This is a genomic window from Bacteroidota bacterium (genome assembly GCA_017303905.1).
GTDB lineage: Bacteria > Bacteroidota > Bacteroidia > B-17B0 > Aurantibacillaceae > JAHEYG01.
Genome location: JAFLBH010000001.1, coordinates 1,287,122 through 1,302,998, shown reverse-complemented (window position 1 = coordinate 1,302,998; position 15,877 = coordinate 1,287,122). Strand labels below are relative to the sequence as shown.

General features: G+C 36.1%; 17 protein-coding genes. 3 read left to right on the top strand and 14 right to left on the bottom strand.

All coding sequences use genetic code 11. The annotated features are described in order from the left end of the window. Window positions 1-23: 23 nt before the first annotated feature. From J0L69_05495 to J0L69_05445, 11 genes are all read right to left on the bottom strand, one after another. A complete protein-coding gene (locus tag J0L69_05495; GenBank protein ID MBN8692628.1) occupies window positions 24-530 on the bottom strand; it encodes a carboxypeptidase regulatory-like domain-containing protein in 507 nt (168 codons plus the stop codon). Between the two features lie 58 nt (window positions 531-588). Beyond that, window positions 589-1,941, bottom strand: a complete 1,353-nt coding sequence (hemN, locus tag J0L69_05490) for an oxygen-independent coproporphyrinogen III oxidase (protein MBN8692627.1) — start codon at window positions 1,939-1,941, stop codon at window positions 589-591. A 4-nt stretch (window positions 1,942-1,945) separates the two neighbouring features. Beyond that, window positions 1,946-2,680, bottom strand: a complete 735-nt coding sequence (locus J0L69_05485; protein MBN8692626.1) for a sulfite exporter TauE/SafE family protein — start codon at window positions 2,678-2,680, stop codon at window positions 1,946-1,948. Then, on the bottom strand, window positions 2,680-3,117 hold the full coding sequence (locus J0L69_05480; GenBank protein ID MBN8692625.1) for a FixH family protein: 438 nt from the start codon (window positions 3,115-3,117) through the stop codon (window positions 2,680-2,682). Before J0L69_05480 ends, J0L69_05485 begins: the two co-directional genes overlap by 1 nt. A gap of 5 nt (window positions 3,118-3,122) precedes the next feature. Further along, complete coding sequence (ccoG, locus tag J0L69_05475) at window positions 3,123-4,568, bottom strand: cytochrome c oxidase accessory protein CcoG (protein ID MBN8692624.1); 1,446 nt, start codon at window positions 4,566-4,568, stop codon at window positions 3,123-3,125. A gap of 2 nt (window positions 4,569-4,570) precedes the next feature. Then, window positions 4,571-5,785 (bottom strand): c-type cytochrome, encoded by a 1,215-nt coding sequence (locus J0L69_05470; GenBank protein MBN8692623.1) that lies wholly within the window; start codon window positions 5,783-5,785, stop codon window positions 4,571-4,573. Window positions 5,786-5,796: 11 nt separating this feature from the next. Next, a complete protein-coding gene (locus J0L69_05465; protein MBN8692622.1) occupies window positions 5,797-5,967 on the bottom strand; it encodes a CcoQ/FixQ family Cbb3-type cytochrome c oxidase assembly chaperone in 171 nt (56 codons plus the stop codon). 11 nt (window positions 5,968-5,978) lie between these two features. Further along, window positions 5,979-8,108, bottom strand: coding sequence for a cytochrome-c oxidase, cbb3-type subunit I (ccoN, locus tag J0L69_05460; GenBank protein MBN8692621.1), 2,130 nt, complete (start codon window positions 8,106-8,108; stop codon window positions 5,979-5,981). Window positions 8,109-8,119: 11 nt separating this feature from the next. Beyond that, window positions 8,120-8,290, bottom strand: coding sequence for a cbb3-type cytochrome oxidase assembly protein CcoS (gene ccoS / locus J0L69_05455; protein ID MBN8692620.1), 171 nt, complete (start codon window positions 8,288-8,290; stop codon window positions 8,120-8,122). Between the two features lie 127 nt (window positions 8,291-8,417). Continuing rightward, window positions 8,418-8,633 carry a heavy-metal-associated domain-containing protein gene (locus J0L69_05450; GenBank protein ID MBN8692619.1) on the bottom strand — a complete coding sequence of 72 codons (216 nt, stop codon included), beginning with the start codon at window positions 8,631-8,633 and terminating at the stop codon, window positions 8,418-8,420. After that, entirely contained in the window at window positions 8,602-11,046 is a 2,445-nt protein-coding gene (locus tag J0L69_05445; GenBank protein MBN8692618.1) for a heavy metal translocating P-type ATPase metal-binding domain-containing protein, read from the bottom strand. Before J0L69_05445 ends, J0L69_05450 begins: the two co-directional genes overlap by 32 nt. A gap of 151 nt (window positions 11,047-11,197) precedes the next feature. On the opposite strand from J0L69_05445, the gene J0L69_05440 reads away from it, so the two are divergent. Then, the gene (locus J0L69_05440) at window positions 11,198-11,599 is read left to right on the top strand and encodes a TerB family tellurite resistance protein (GenBank protein ID MBN8692617.1); all 402 of its coding nucleotides are present in this window, start codon (window positions 11,198-11,200) and stop codon (window positions 11,597-11,599) included. A gap of 69 nt (window positions 11,600-11,668) precedes the next feature. Here the strand turns inward: J0L69_05440 and J0L69_05435 are convergent, their stop codons facing one another. From J0L69_05435 to nhaD, 3 genes are all read right to left on the bottom strand, one after another. After that, a complete protein-coding gene (locus J0L69_05435; protein MBN8692616.1) occupies window positions 11,669-12,100 on the bottom strand; it encodes an Hsp20/alpha crystallin family protein in 432 nt (143 codons plus the stop codon). Between the two features lie 42 nt (window positions 12,101-12,142). Beyond that, window positions 12,143-12,967 carry a universal stress protein gene (locus J0L69_05430; protein MBN8692615.1) on the bottom strand — a complete coding sequence of 275 codons (825 nt, stop codon included), beginning with the start codon at window positions 12,965-12,967 and terminating at the stop codon, window positions 12,143-12,145. Between the two features lie 139 nt (window positions 12,968-13,106). Further along, on the bottom strand, window positions 13,107-14,369 hold the full coding sequence (gene nhaD, locus J0L69_05425; protein ID MBN8692614.1) for a sodium:proton antiporter NhaD: 1,263 nt from the start codon (window positions 14,367-14,369) through the stop codon (window positions 13,107-13,109). Window positions 14,370-14,818: 449 nt separating this feature from the next. Between nhaD and J0L69_05420 the strand changes: the two genes are divergently transcribed. Together J0L69_05420 and J0L69_05415 are read left to right on the top strand one after the other, a co-directional pair. Next, window positions 14,819-15,400: a hypothetical protein gene (locus J0L69_05420; GenBank protein MBN8692613.1), complete on the top strand. Its 582-nt coding sequence runs from the start codon at window positions 14,819-14,821 to the stop codon at window positions 15,398-15,400. After that, window positions 15,393-15,875, top strand: coding sequence for a helix-turn-helix domain-containing protein (locus J0L69_05415; protein ID MBN8692612.1), 483 nt, complete (start codon window positions 15,393-15,395; stop codon window positions 15,873-15,875). Before J0L69_05420 ends, J0L69_05415 begins: the two co-directional genes overlap by 8 nt. Window positions 15,876-15,877 lie beyond the last annotated feature (2 nt).

Below are 15,877 nucleotides of genomic sequence, written 5' to 3'. Positions count from 1 at the left end.
ATATTAGGCCTCCGATTGACAGTTCATTTTTGTCCAGACTTTTGCTTTTCAAATTCTTCAATCTGAGAATTAAAGTCAACCCTTTTCACCTCGGTTTTATTGCAACAATATTCTCCCACATCAATGAGTAAATTTCTTTTATCACCAGGGGAAAATTTAAGATTATTTACAACAAGGTCTGGATAACCAAAAGCATTAACACTTAATGTATAAACACCAGGCTCGACAACTAATTTAAAATGTCCTAAAGAGTCCGTCAATGTCATATGCTTATTCTTACTGCCCTCACCTATTAACGTAAAAATAGTATATCCAAGTTTCTTTTCAGTAATATCAGTAAATTGCCCTTCAAGATATACTACCGTCTTCTCTCCAATACCATACTTTTCATTAGTGATTATTTTCCCAGTCTTGCAGTTTTTTTTCATCTCAGCACAAACTGTAATTGTAGTTGGCGGGTTAGATAATCTTGTTTGAGATATTACTCTATCAAACAAAAATATCAATATTATAACTATTATAATTCTCATTTATTATACATATTTAGTGTATAACAAATATATAAAATTTTAGAATTTATCCAAATAATTAAACCGCCGAGCTGAATATTTTAGCTTCCGGGGTTTTGCGCCAGTAACGGGCATCGATGCACATGCAGATATTGCGTAAAAAAGCTTTACCTGTTTCGGTCACTTTTAAATGATACGGATGCACTTCCACCAAACCGTCTTTTTGCAATTCAGTTAATCGTTCGATGCCTTGGTACAAGGCTTCGCATTGCGTTTCGGGCTTATCCCATTTGGTTTCCAAATGGCACATGATGTTTAAAATATGCTTGCGTAAAATTAAATCCTCTTCATTCAACACATGTCCGCGGGTAACGGCCAGCTCACCGCTGTTAATGCATTCCTGATATTCTTCTACGGTTTTAATGTTCTGCGCAAAGCCGGTCCAAGTATCGCTGATGGATGAAACACCTAATCCGATTAACAGAGCGGTATAATTCGCGGTATAGCCCATGAAATTGCGGTGTAATTTTTTGTTCTTCATCGCCGCAAACAATTCATCATTCTCCAAAGCGAAATGGTCCATCCCTACTTCCTTATAGGCATTTTGTAAAAATAGTTCCTTACCTAATTCATACAATTTCCGTTTATCATCGTCCACCGGTAAATCCTTCTCGGTGAATTTTCGTTGTCCGGGTTTTATCCAGGGCACATGCGCGTAGCTGTAAAATGCAATGCGGTCGGGTTTTAAAGCAATCACCTTCTCTACCGTATCCTGCATGCTGGCATAGGTCTGAAAAGGCAAACCATATACTAAATCAAAATTCACGGATGTATATCCTACCGCGCGGCATTGATCAACAATTGATTTTACTTCCTCAAAAGATTGATAGCGGTTAATGGCGTCTTGTACTTTATCATCAAAATCCTGAATACCGAAACTGATGCGTTTAAATCCTAATTGGTATAAAGTAATTAAATGTCCAATGGTCGTATTAGCAGGATGCGCTTCAAAACTGAATTCTGCATTAGATGCTACGTTGGATTTATCCAAAATGCCCTGGATTAATTTCTTTAAATTTTCAGCTGTGAAAAATGTTGGCGTTCCACCACCTAAATGTATTTCCCTGATGAGAGGTTTTTCATTAAAAAGCTCCAGATATAAATCCCATTCTTTTAGTACGGTGTTGATATAAGGCTCTTCTACTTTGTGATTAACTGTGATGCGTGTATTGCAGGCGCAATACGTACATAAACTTTCACAAAAAGGTAAATGAATGTAAAGACTTATTCCGTCTTTACTGTTGGTTGAGTTAAAACAATCCTTTACTAAATCTTTCCATTCTTCTAATGAAGGCGATTTATCCCAGAACGGAACAGTGGGATAACTGGTGTATCTTGGAACGGGAATATTATATTTTGAAATTAAATTCACCGGATTACTCTTTATGACAGCATTCTACTTTAGGTGTTGTATGACAACTCACTGCAGTGTTTTGTTCCGCCATTTTAGGGCTAATATACGGAATCCCTAAATTCATTCCGCGCAATATCAATAACACAGCCATCACAGAAACTACATACGGCATGGCTTTGGTAATGCTTGCCCTGAATTTTACTGAAATTAAATTACTGAACCAAGCCACAGAAAACATAGCCGGTACGGTTCCTAATCCAAACATCGCCATGAAGAGCGCGCCCTGAATCACAGAACCGCTGGCTAAAGCGCCTGTGATGGCCATATAAATTAAGCCGCAGGGTAGCAGACCGTTAAGAAGTCCGATATAAAACAATGCTTTGGTACTGCGGTTTTGAAATAAATTCCCTAATGAAGATTTAAGACGGGCGAAAAGCTGATGTAATTTTGAAGTGAAAGAAAATTGCGCGAAAATATCGCCCGGCAATAAAACAGATAAAAGAATGATAACGCCTAATACAATAGAAAGAATTTGTTGCAAGCCAAAAATCGCGAAGCCTTGGCCGAGTAAACCAAACAAAGCGCCTAATGCAGAATACGTCATGATTCGCCCTGCATTATACACCAGGATGGCGATGAAGCGGGAAGATTGCGAGCGGCCGTGCACAGGTAAAGAAAGGGCAATAGGACCACACATGCCTACGCAGTGTAAGCTACCCAATAAACCTAACGATATGGCTGCCCATAGCATTAACATTACTTAATGGTAATTACTTGTTCTTTAAAATAATTTTTGCCACCCGACTCCCAAGATAATTGCATCTTATATAAACCCCTTTCAAGTTTATCGGCAGAAATCATTTGTTTTCCCTCAGCATCGAATTTAATCTCAGTACTAAAATCTTTTGAAGAATCGCTTGGACGAAAAAAATTAACTGTGCCTGTAAATCCCGCTTGCATAAATTCTGCACTTGCCGTTAATAAAACACCGTTTGCTTCCACTGCGTGATTAATAGTGTGCGTAGCAGCATTGGCGTTGTTGATAGCATCTATTCTGTCCTGATATTGCAATTCTTGCCTATAGTAATCTTTCGATACTAATTCTACTTTTTGTCCGTAACACAGCACTACCAGTGTTACAATTAAAGCCACAAAGCTTAAATACAAAATTGTTATTCTAAAACCCCAGCTCATGATATTTATTTTTTACCGTTATAACTAATTGGACCTAAAAAATTAGTCTTGACTGTTTTTATTTTTTTACCGTTAGAGTACACACCGATTTCCAGCTTTGTTTTTCTTTCCTTCACCTCTTTCCTATTCAAGTACACAAAAAATTCTCCTGAACTAATATCCTCTTGTTTTACATGTAAATCCTTGCCAATTATTTTAATATTTGCGTTCTCAAAATTTTCTACCTTTAGTTCAACAGGCAATTCCTTACGTGTTTTATTCACTAGCTTGATGGTATATAAATTACTAATTTGATCATTCGGCTGATCTTGATACAACATACCTTTAGCTCTTAAAATTGTTGCATCGTAATCAGAGCGCGTTGCCAATAAGAAAGTTTCAACACCAATCAACAATAACAATACAGCAGAGTAAGCTTTCATACGAGTGGTGAAGGCTAACTTAACTTTATTCTTAATGCCGTTTTCAGAATCGTAACGAATCAAACCTTTCGGTAAACCAACGCTCTCCATCATGTGATCGCAGGCATCAATACAAGCGGTACAGTTTACACATTCTAATTGCGTACCGTTACGAATATCAATACCGGTAGGACAAACCTTTACACATAAATTACAGTCGATGCAATCACCGCCGGTACGCACTTCATTCTTTTTGAATTTATGACGTTCTTCGCCGCGTACATAATCATACGCCACTACCACTGAATTTTTATCGAGGAGAACACCCTGCATACGACCGTAAGGACACACAATTAAACATACCTGCTCACGGAACCAGGAATACACAAAGAAGAAAACACCGGTAAACAACATTAAAGAAATAAATCCGCCCATGTGTTGAGAGATGGGCTCTGTTGCATTTTTTATTACTTCATCCACTCCAATGATGTAAGCCAACAAAGTATTGGCAATGATGAATGAAAGCAGAAAAAATAAAGTAAACTTAGATACGCGTTTAATGATTTTGTCTGTAGTCCAAGGTGCATGCTTTAAGGCTTTTTGATAATTCGCGTCGCCTTCAATCCAGTATTCGATACGGCGGAACAACATTTCCATGAATATAGTTTGCGGACAAGCCCATCCGCAAAAAACACGCCCGAATACCACTGTAAAGAGGGCGATAAACACAATGAAAATAAGCATGCCCAGCATGAAGATGAAAAAGTCCTGAGGCCAGAATATCATTCCGAAGAGAATGAACTTTTTCTCAACAACATTCAGCATAAAAAGCGGAACATCATTAATCTTAATGAATGGAATAGCAAAAAAAAGTACGAGATAAATGTAACTTAAGTATTTTCTCCAGTTGTAGAATTTACCCGATGGTTTTGTCGGGTAAATCCAAACGCGCTTACCTTCCTTATCTACGGTAGCTATACTGTCTCGGAATGATTCGTTGTCAGTATTATTAGAATTTTGTTTGTTCTTTATATCAGAATCAGAGTCCATAATTATTTTTTCACTTCAGCACTTGGCTTTGCTAAGCTATCCACAGGCACAACAACCTTCAACGAATCTGCAATTACTGTAGTAGAATCACTTGCGGCCGGCGCACCATCTTCCTTATACAAATCACCTTGAGGAGCTTTACCGTTCGGAGGATTAGTGCCTTTTAAAGTACGAATGAAAGAAGTTACCTGAGCGATTTGCATTGGAGATAAATCTTCTTTCCATGCTTTCATTCCTTTATCGGCAAAACCATATTTAACTGTTTTAAAAATATCCTGAATACTTCCACCGTGGATCCAATATTCATCGGCGAAATTAGGACCAACTCCACCCTCACCTAATTTACCATGACAAGCCGCGCAGTTTGCCTGATACACTTGCTTACCGCTTTCAAGGTCAGAAGCGCCATCCAGCATTTTCACTGTTGTTTCATCCACATTATTAGCGGCAGTTTTCATATAGGCTTCCACTTCAGCTTTAGCTTTCGCAATTTCTTTATTGTACTCAACAGCTTGTAAATCGCCTGTACCTGAAATATGATAATGAATTAAGTAAAATACAGATATTACAATTGTTAAATAGAAACCATACTTCCACCAAGGCGGTAAATCATTATCCAGCTCTTTAATACCATCGTAATCGTGATCAAGCATGATTTCTTCTTCACGTTCTACTTCTACTGCAGCATTTAATTTATCAAAAATTGTTTTCTCAACCGGTTTTGTTTTTGCGGCGGCCGCCTCAGCAGCTAATTCTTCCGCATCTGGTGCAAGCATGCCTTTTAACGCATAATACAAACCAACTACAAAACACAATTCAAGAAAAATGATTCCTACCATGAAGTAGAACGTAAACATATCGAGTCCGCCAATTAACCAATCGTTTTTCTCAATAGCCACCGGTGCTTCTTGCGCGTTAGCATATAAAGCAGAAAACATAAATAAAGTAATTGCTCCCGCTTTGGCTGAACCTGAATTACTTTCTTTCGCCTTCTTTATTTTCTCCTGAAAATAATCGCTTTGTGATAAATTTTTTACCACATTAGCCATTCCTGCAATTACAATCACTAAAAGGAAGATAATCGCGAGCAATGTATTAAATAGAGCGTTTGAAAAATAGGTTGATTGACTTGCCTGAGCTTCCTGGGCAAAATTGATCAGAGGCATACCGACAAACATCAGTAACCACATTTTACTATTTAGAGTTTTAGTTTTCATAAACCGACTTTTTATTGTAATTCGTTATTGACAGGAATGTTTTTAACCTTGTTGATATATGATTTATCTGCCTTAATAACTGAATATGTAACCAAAGCAAAAAAGATAAAGAAAATCATAAGGGAGACTAAGGGATATATTCCGATGCCTGTTATCGATTCTAAATAATTGATGAATTTCATGGCTTTATATTTTATTTGTTAGCTACTTCTTTATTTTCTGCTTTAATATCTTTACCCATACGCTGTAAGTAGGCTATCAGCGCGATGATTTCTTTGTTAGAAGCTGTTTCAATTCCATCTTTCTTTAAGTTAGCAGTGATTTCTTCTGCTTGCTTATTTAAATCATCAATGGCTTTGTCTTCGTAACCTTCCGGATATGGAACACCTAAAGTTTTCATGGCATTAATTTTTCCACTTAACAGAGATGTATTTAAATCATCATCTAATAACCAAGAGTAAGGTGGCATAATAGAGTTAGGTGACATACTGGTTGGGTCTAACATATGATTATAATGCCAGCTGTCGGGATACTTTCCACCAATGCGTGCTAAATCCGGACCTGTACGCTTAGAGCCCCATTGGAATGGATGATCATAAACAAATTCACCTGCTTTTGAATATTCGCCATAACGTGCAGTTTCACTTCTGAACGGACGAATCATTTGTGAATGACATACGTAACAACCTTCACGCACATATATATCACGACCTTCTAATTCAAGCGGTGTATATGGTTTTACACTGGAGATAGTTGGAATATTTGATTTCACTAAGAAAGCCGGAACAAATTCGATGATACCGCCAATGGCAACCACTACTAAACTCAACACCATTAATTGCACCGGCTTGCGTTCAATCCAACGGTGCCAGTGATCTTTAGCGTGTGAATGATATTCACCACTTAATGCTGGTGCTTCTGCTTCTTCCACTTCAAGGAAGTTACCCATCTTAACTGTTTTAATTAAGTTGTAAGTCATAACGATGGCGCCGATTAAATATAACGTTCCGCCAATAGCTCTCGCGATGTAGAATGGCATCATCTTAGTAATCGTATCCATGAACTGCCATTTTAATTGTCCTTCAGGAGTGAAGTCTTTCCACATAGAACTTTGCATGAAACCAGCCCAATATAAAGGCACTGCATAAACTACAATTCCTAAAGTTCCAATCCAAAAGTGCATGTTCGCTAATTTATCGGAGTATAATTTTGTTTGAAATAATCGTGGTATTAACCAATATAAAATACCGAAGGTTAAGAAACCATTCCATCCTAAAGCACCAACGTGAACGTGAGCAATGGTCCAATCAGTAAAGTGACTAATTGCGTTTACATTTTTAAGAGATAACATCGGACCTTCAAACGTTGCCATACCATATGCAGTAACAGCCACCACTAAAAACTTCAACACAACACTATCACGCACGCGATCCCATGCGCCGCGCAAGGTTAATAAACCATTAATCATACCACCCCAACTTGGAGCAATTAACATTACAGAGAATACAACACCGAGAGATTGTGCCCAATCAGGCGTTGCTGTGTATAATAAGTGGTGAGGTCCAGCCCAAATGTAAATGAAAATTAAAGCCCAGAAGTGAATAATAGATAATCTATAAGAGAACACCGGACGGTTTGCGGCTTTTGGTAAGAAGTAATACATTAAACCTAAATATGGTGTTGTTAAGAAAAACGCTACCGCATTATGTCCGTACCACCATTGCACCAATGCATCTTGTACACCGGCATACCATGAATAAGATTTAGTTAATGAAACCGGAATTTCAATTGAGTTAACAATGTGTAACATTGCAACAGTGACGAAAGTGGCTATATAAAACCAAATGGCAACATATAAATGGCGTTCACGACGACGCAAGATTGTACCAAACATATTCCATCCGAACACTACCCACACCAAGGTGATTAAAATATCAATTGGCCACTCTAGTTCAGCGTATTCTTTACCGGTAGTATAACCTAATACTAATGTTAGAGCTGCTAACACGATAATTAATTGCCATCCCCAGAAGTGAATTTTACTAAGCATATCGCTAAACATGCGTGCTTTTAATAAGCGTTGCATCGAGTAATAAACGCCCATAAAAATTCCATTTCCAACAAACGCGAAAATAATAGCATTCGTGTGAATTGGTCTTACGCGCCCGAAAGACGTGTAAGGAAGGTCAAAATTTAAAGCCGGTAAAACTAATTGCAAGGCGGCGAGTAAACCTGCCAGCATACCTACCAAACTCCATAAGATGGTTGCATAGGCAAACATCTTAACTATTTTGTTGTCGTATCTAAATTTTTCCAGTTCCATAGATGTGTGTTTTATTTGTTTGTTTTATGTTGGTTTTGCTTATTTTCTTCGTCGAAGAGCATACGTACTGAAGGCGTGTAATCATCTTCGTATTGTCCGCTTTTTACCGACCAGATAAAGGCGATTAAAAAGCCGATGGCTACTATTAAACTTGCTATTATCAGTACGAAAACTACGCTCATAATTCGATAACAAATGTATTTGTGCTTAAATTGGTTTAGTTTGAGAATCGTCAGTTAGAAGTATGACTTTTCTCATGTTTTGTTTTCTTAACAGTTATTTTGATGTAAATCACCGTATTATACAGGCTTATTTTATTTCAATCACCTTTTCGGGATAACCGATTTCTTTCAATTTATTTTTTACAGTATTTAAATCAATACTTGCATCGTATTCGATTGTAATTTCATTTGTTGGAATATCTACATTGACTGCTTTAATCCCTTGAATCTGTGTTAGAGCTTTGGTGATAGTACTTACGCACCCTCCACACTTAATATTGCTCGATTGAATTTTTGTTTCCATTCATTCTTGATTTAAGTCTCATATAATAAAACGAACTCATTCCTGTTGTAAATAAGACAATGCTGATAGAACTTGCGGGCATTAGTATAGCTGCAATAACCGGCTCAAGCGTGCCTTGAACCGCGAAAAACAATCCCACTATGTTATATAGAATAGATATAATAAAGCTTCCATAAATGATTTGCTTTTCCTTCTTACAATAATTTATCAAACCATTTAACCATTTGAATTTTTCTCCGGATAAGATAGCATCGCAAGCCGGTGAAAAATTATTGATATTATCGGTGATAGCAATTCCTACATCACTTTGCTTTAAGGCACCGGCATCGTTTAATCCATCACCTATCATAATGGTTTTATGACCTTGCTGTTGCAGAGATTTAATGAACTCCAATTTATCTTCCGGCTTTTGATTGAACAACATGTGTGTTTCCTTGCCAAATATTGCTTCGAGTTTAGCTTTCTCATTATCGTTATCACCCGAAATAATTGCCAGTTTGTAATTCTGACGGAGAGAATCTGCCACTTCAATTAAGCCTTCACGATAGACGTTTTTGATAACAAAGCAACCGTTGATCTCACCATCTATCATAACATACACATTACTTCCGTCATCGCTATGAATTGATTTACCAATGTTCATAAAGCCGGCAGAGCCCAACTTAATTTCAACACCATTAACAACGCCACTTACTCCTTTTCCCTTCTCCTCCTTAAAATTTTTCACACTCAATGTTTTACTAAAAGGTAAAAAACTAACAATTGATTTACTTAGAGGGTGGTTCGATTGATTAGCCAAAGACCTTACCAACTGTTGTTCTGCTTCCGTCAGATCCGGACCATTATAAATAATTTGCGCTTCTTGCTGACGGGTGATTGTTCCTGTTTTGTCAAATACAACTGTATCAGCTTCAGAAATACGTTCAATGACATTAGCGTTCTTTACATAAAGATTTAATTTGCCCAATAATCGAATTAAACTTCCATTCGTAAAAGTGGCGCTTAATAATAAGGCGCAAGGACAAGCCACAATTAAAACAGCGGTTAAAGCGTTCCAAACTTTCGATGAATCATAAACAGACCAATAAATAACAGCCGCTGCGGCCACCGAAAACAAAGCCACCGTAAAATAACGGCTCACGGAATGGATAAACGATTCCTTTTTCTCTTCCTGATTTTCTTTAAATACATCGTTATTCCATAATTTGGTAAGATAACTTTGCGAAACTTCTTTTACTACTTCCAATTCAATTGCTCCGCCAATTTGTTTTCCGCCGGCGTAAATTATTTCACCGATGTTTTTTTCAACCGGAAGAGATTCACCGGTTACAAAACTGTAATCGATATTAGCTTTACCTAAAAACAAAATTGAATCTGCGGGAATAATTTCATGACTATGAATTTTAATTCGCTGTCCGATTTTTAAATTAGACACCGGGATTTGCGTTTCATTTCCATTTTCATTCAATACTGTAACACCTATTGGAAAGTACGAAGTATAATCGCGCTCAAAGGAAAGCGTATCGTACGTTTTTCCCTGGAAATAGCGTCCGATTAGCATAAAAAACACAATACCGGTCATAGAGTCGAAATAACCTGCACCGGTACCGGAAACTACTTCGTAGAAAGAGCGACCAAAAGTAATAAGAACTGCCAATGCAATAGGCGCATCAATGTTTACTATCTTTTGTTTGAATCCCTTCCACGCTGAAATAAAAAATTCAGAGGCTGAATAAAAGAAAACAGGAAGGGCCAAAATAAGATTGAAATATCCTAAAAACTCACGCATACCTTCTTCTTCAAAAGTTCCGAGAGAAAAATATTCCGGAAAGCTCATCATCATGATATTACCGAATGCAAATCCGGAAACACCAATTTTAAAAATGCGGCTTTTATCGTATTTACTTATTTTTTTACTGTTAACGTGGCTTAAATTGATATGTGGTTCATAGCCTATAGAAGTAAGTGTTTCTGCTATCTTTCGTAGTCCGGTTTGCTCATGATCAAACACCACTACAATCTCCTTCTTCAAAAAATCAACCTGAGATTTTATAATTCCCGGTTGTAATTTATTCAGGTGTTCCAGAATCCAAATACAGGAACTGCAATGCATTTGAGGTAAATAAAACTGGACATGACTTTGATTGCCTTGGGTAAAATGAATTAAACTAGTCTGAATTGATTTATCATCCAGGAATGCGAATTTACCCTCACGAACTTTATGTTTTTGTGAAATGCCTGGATTCTTTTCGAGGTCGTAATAATTACAGAGGTTGTTTTGATTAATAATTTCATACACCATTTTACAACCTTCGCAACAAAAATTTTTGTCCTCGTGCTTAATGGTTTTATTAATAACCGCTTCTCCACAGTGGTAGCAAAGTAATTTCTCGTTGATTTTATTTTCTATAATCACAGGGTTCTATTTTACCGTTGTAAACTTAACTCGAGTATGGGCATTCAAAAGTGACCAATATCAGCAGTTAAACTAACAAAAATTATCTTAGTTACATAAATATTGTTGAAAAACCTGAATTATTTTTCTATATCTTTAAAAGAAAAACATGACACCTATTGAAAGTTTACATTACGCCATTGGCGAATTAGCCTATGCCGTGGCGAAAGCCGATGGCAAAATACAAAAGGAAGAAAAAGAAAAATTTCAAAGCATTGTGGCGGCTGAGTTACGTTCTAAGGATTACAACTTTGATGTGTCTGATATAATATTTCAATTAATGTCTAAAGACAGTATGGACAGTGAAACCACTTATAATTGGGCCATGAAAGAGATTCGTACCAACAGTCATTATTTGAGTCCGCAAATGAAAGAAACCTTTATAAAAGTTATGGAGAAAATCGCCAAAGCCTTTGCGCCGGTGGCTCCAAAAGAACAAGCCATATTGGATAAATTTTTTCAGGAGATAGCCGGCATCAATGGCGATCCGGTGTATTACAACCAGAAATAAAATCTCACTCCATAAAATTAAAAAGCCCCCGCGCAATTGCAGGGGCTTTTTTGTTGAGGGACGATTACTCTATCCAATGGATATTTCTTTACGTCCTTGTTTTATGGCTTCGTCCTTTTTAGCTACTTCCAGCTTTAAAAGTCCGTTCTCATACTTTGCATCAATTTTATCGGAATTAGCCGTTTTTGGCAGCTGAAATGAGCGTGAAAACGTATTATACGAGAATTCCTTTCGGGTATATTTTTCGTTCTTATCCTCTTTTTCAGCTTTAGTTTCAGCACTGATGGTAAGCACTTCATTTTCTAAATTCACTTTAACATCTTCCTTTTTAAATCCCGGAATTGCAAGCTCAATCTTATAAGACTTTTCGCCTTCTATAACATTTGCAGCCGGCAAGTTGGATTCAAATCCTTTGAAAAAATCGTTACCGAAAAATTTATCATAGTCTAATAAATCGGTAAACACTGATGGAAATTTTGGGTTGTTCTTTACAAGTGACATGTTGACCTCCTTTTTTGATTATTTGTTTTTATTTTGATTATGTTATTCGTGGATTGTTAAAATTGGAATTGGCGAATGAAAAGCTAACCTCTTTGTATGGCTTTCTTTAAATAAACTATAGAAGAAATTATGCTTTTTCGGGCTTGTAATAATTAATTCGCATTTATTGTTTTCTAAAAACTCAAGGATGCCCCTATCCACATTCTCCTCATAAATGAAAAATGTTTTGTGGCGAGTATTCTGTAATTTTTCTTCGATGTATAAATCGGTAGCTGCTTTTTCAACACTGATTTCTTCTTTCGGATCCATTACATTTAAGATTTCGAGCTCTGCATCAAATAGAGAAACGAAATATTTTATTTTTAGTAGTGTAGTATTCGTTTCCAATTTTTTATCGAAATCACAGGCGAAAGCGATGTTCTTTACTTTCGTGTATTTACAATGTTCAGGTACAATTAAAACAGGGATTTTACTATCTTGTGCAATTTGAGTTGCCACACTTCCCACTAAATGTTCTTTGATGACGCTATTTTGTCCGGCGATGCCCATCACAATTAAATCAGCTTTATTTGCAACGGCATTTTCTTCAACAATATCAGCTGCCAAGCCCATATCCAAGCGTGTCTCTATTTCAATCCCTTTAAAGCGCGATTCAAGGTCTGACTTGAATTTATTTATCTCAAGTTCCGATTCCTCCTTCATATCTGTTATCGGTGGAATGTAACCCGTTTCGAAATTAGTGATGGGTGCATGGTAAGAATGGAACAAAGTTAATTTCGAACCGAAGTAACCCGCTAAATTTGCAGCGTATTCAGCCGCATTTTTCGAGGCACTTGTAAAATCGATGGCTAAAAAGATATTTTCCATGTGTTTAAATTTTAAATCAAAACTATTGCGTATTTAAATGAATAACTTTGGTATTCATCAGTTAAAATACTGATTTACGTCAGGAAAACACAATCGAGTTGCAGATAAAACGATTCAGAAACGATTTAATAAAGTAAACTTAAACCAAAAGAAAGAAAATGGCGCCTGCAGTATAACCAAGCAACGCTATCAGAGATATTTTCTTCAGATACCAAACAAAACTTATTTTTTCTATGCCCATTGCTGCTACACCTGCAGCCGAACCGATTATTAAAGCACTACCTCCGGTTCCGGCACAATAAGCTAAGAAGGTCCAGAATATACTATCCGTTGGAAAAGTTTGCAAGTCATACATACCAATAGATGCTGCAACAAGAGGTACGTTATCGACAATCGCCGATAATAATCCGATGACATAAGCAATTGCTTCGCTGCTGCTAAACAAAGTTCCGAGCCAGGCAGAAAGCTGATGTAATTGTCCGCCAATTTCTAATACCGCAATTGATAATAAGATGCCTAAAAAGAACAATATACTTGGTGTGTCAATTTTTTCGAGTGCGCGTACCACCGAGAAATTAGTTTTTAAAGCATCATCCTTTTTCTTGTGTAGTAATTCCGATATAAACCAAAGCATAGCAAGTCCAAGCAACATTCCCATAAAAGGAGGAAGGTGCGTGATTGTTTTAAAAACAGGAACAAACAATAAAATACATATGCCTGAAAAAAAGATGATATTTCTATCTTTCAAGGAGGCTACTTTCAAATCTTCAGCTGTTTCTTTAGGTCTTTGAATATTTCCTTTAAATCTGATACTTAAAATCAAAACAGGTACAATCAAGCATACTAGGCTTGGGAGGAAAAGCTCTGTGATAATATGATTGGTAGTAATTTGTCCGCCAATCCAAAGCATTGTTGTGGTAACATCACCAATGGGCGACCATGCACCGCCGGCATTTGCAGCGATAACCACTAAACCAACAAAATAAAGTCGTTTATTTTGATCGGAAATTAATTTTCGTAACAAAGAAACCATTACAATAGTGGTGGTAAGGTTATCGAGTACAGCAGAGAGGAAGAAGGAAATCAACCCTACAATCCACAATAATTTTCGGGCATTGGTAGTTGTGATAAATTTCGTAATGAGTGTAAATCCATCGTGCGCATCAATCAGTTCAACAACCGTCATCGCTCCTAATAAAAAAAACAGAATGCCGGCTATATCACCAAGATGCTCCGTAAGTTTATTCACCGTTTCATGTGTGTCTGATGAATCCATTATGAATAGAGTCCAACACAAAACACCTGTAAACAAAGCCGTAGCTGCCTTATTAATGTTAAGGTTATGTTCAAAGGCTATTAATATATAACCGATGATAAAAACGAATATGATAGCAGTACTCATGAATGAATATGCTAATTTACGTAATTAGATAGTAAAAAACAGGAAAATCGTCTGATATGCTACTCGGATTTTAAGAGTAGACGAAGAGTAAAAATTGAATTTTTGTAGCCACGCCGAGAATCGACGACTCCAGTTCCCCTGGGTCACATTTTGAAATAATAAGATAAAGTAAAAAAGCATTCTTAATTAATGAAGTATATACTAAGAATTACTTTTTTAACTGTAATAAGTTAACCACTTAAAAAGGTTTTTGTAAATGCTATTTTTTTGTAGCCATCAATGATCAGACTTAGTTTATTCAGAGAGTTTGCTATATTTGATTATTAAATGTAATGGATTATGAAATAATATTTTTTATAGTTTCAGCAACTTTACAGACACTTAATTTTAACAAAATATGTTAATATACTGTATTTAAATAACTTAAAATTAACTTATAAGTAAATAATTTGGAAATAATACCTATATTTGTTGATGAAAATAATCCAATTCTTTCGTCTTCATGTTATGAGGAAGATGGTGTAGGAGAATTTATTAAGTTATTTGACCGATGGGATGACATTGAATTTTTAAAGAACTATTTTACCAAACATTCAAAATTATTAAACAATAATGGCACCAATTTTACAATTGAAGAGGCTATTGTAAGAACACTAAAGGAAGCAAAAAAGTTAAGGCAAAAATTTATTCAACTTGCAAAAAGCACCACAACGGATAACACTCAGGGATTAGATGAAATATTTGCACCTCTCCATAAATTAAAACACACAGTTGAGTTAACACCTTCTAAAGCCTATGGGATATCAGAAATAGAATATGAAACTAGTTGGTTAAGGATATATGCTATTAAGCTTGAAGAAAATGTATATATCGTTACAGGTGGATACATCAAACTTTCAGATAAAATACAAGACACCGATGAGGGCAAAAATGAACTGGATAAAATAAAAAGAACCATAACATATTTAAAAATAAACAACTTAATAGAAAAAGAAGATTTAGTTGATTTTCTAAAAGAAGAAGATGAGTAAAAAAATAGATAAACTTAAACAGATAATTGCTAAACCTAAACGGTCTTGGTTAGAAGAAGCTATTGCAAGAGAAGAGAATGATTTGTGGATTCAAAAATCTCAAAAAATTGCAATGAAAATTCTTTTTGAATTAGACAATCAAGGTATCACTCAGTCCGCATTAGCAACCAAATTGTTTGTTTCTGCATCTCAGATTAACAGAATAGTTAAAGGGCATGAGAATTTGACTTTAGAAACTATTTGTAAATTAGAAAGAGCCCTAGGGATTGAATTAATTGGAGTTTCTAAGTCAATTAATGTGGAGAGTGAGCCGGTTATTCAGAAACCTACAATTTTAAGAATGATTCAAGAAAGTAAATTTGCATATTTAAGCGAGACTCAACATGATTACAAAGAACTAGACAAAATTGGCATACCCAACCTGAATTCCATTTTAACAGAAGACAATAATGAACCAATTGTAAATGTGGCATAGTA

Excerpts from the sequence above, each read along its gene's own strand:
- J0L69_05495 (MBN8692628.1), bottom strand. The coding sequence starts at position 530 with ATGAGAATTATAATAGTTATAATATTGATATTTTTGTTTGATAGAGTA.
- J0L69_05485 (MBN8692626.1), bottom strand. The coding sequence starts at position 2,680 with ATGTTAATGCTATGGGCAGCCATATCGTTAGGTTTATTGGGTAGCTTA.
- J0L69_05480 (MBN8692625.1), bottom strand. The coding sequence starts at position 3,117 with ATGAGCTGGGGTTTTAGAATAACAATTTTGTATTTAAGCTTTGTGGCT.
- ccoG (MBN8692624.1), bottom strand. The coding sequence starts at position 4,568 with ATGGACTCTGATTCTGATATAAAGAACAAACAAAATTCTAATAATACT.
- J0L69_05470 (MBN8692623.1), bottom strand. The coding sequence starts at position 5,785 with ATGAAAACTAAAACTCTAAATAGTAAAATGTGGTTACTGATGTTTGTC.
- J0L69_05465 (MBN8692622.1), bottom strand. The coding sequence starts at position 5,967 with ATGAAATTCATCAATTATTTAGAATCGATAACAGGCATCGGAATATAT.
- ccoN (MBN8692621.1), bottom strand. The coding sequence starts at position 8,108 with ATGGAACTGGAAAAATTTAGATACGACAACAAAATAGTTAAGATGTTT.
- ccoS (MBN8692620.1), bottom strand. The coding sequence starts at position 8,290 with ATGAGCGTAGTTTTCGTACTGATAATAGCAAGTTTAATAGTAGCCATC.
- J0L69_05450 (MBN8692619.1), bottom strand. The coding sequence starts at position 8,633 with ATGGAAACAAAAATTCAATCGAGCAATATTAAGTGTGGAGGGTGCGTA.
- J0L69_05440 (MBN8692617.1), top strand. The coding sequence starts at position 11,198 with ATGACACCTATTGAAAGTTTACATTACGCCATTGGCGAATTAGCCTAT.
- J0L69_05435 (MBN8692616.1), bottom strand. The coding sequence starts at position 12,100 with ATGTCACTTGTAAAGAACAACCCAAAATTTCCATCAGTGTTTACCGAT.
- J0L69_05430 (MBN8692615.1), bottom strand. The coding sequence starts at position 12,967 with ATGGAAAATATCTTTTTAGCCATCGATTTTACAAGTGCCTCGAAAAAT.
- nhaD (MBN8692614.1), bottom strand. The coding sequence starts at position 14,369 with ATGAGTACTGCTATCATATTCGTTTTTATCATCGGTTATATATTAATA.
- J0L69_05415 (MBN8692612.1), top strand. The coding sequence starts at position 15,393 with ATGAGTAAAAAAATAGATAAACTTAAACAGATAATTGCTAAACCTAAA.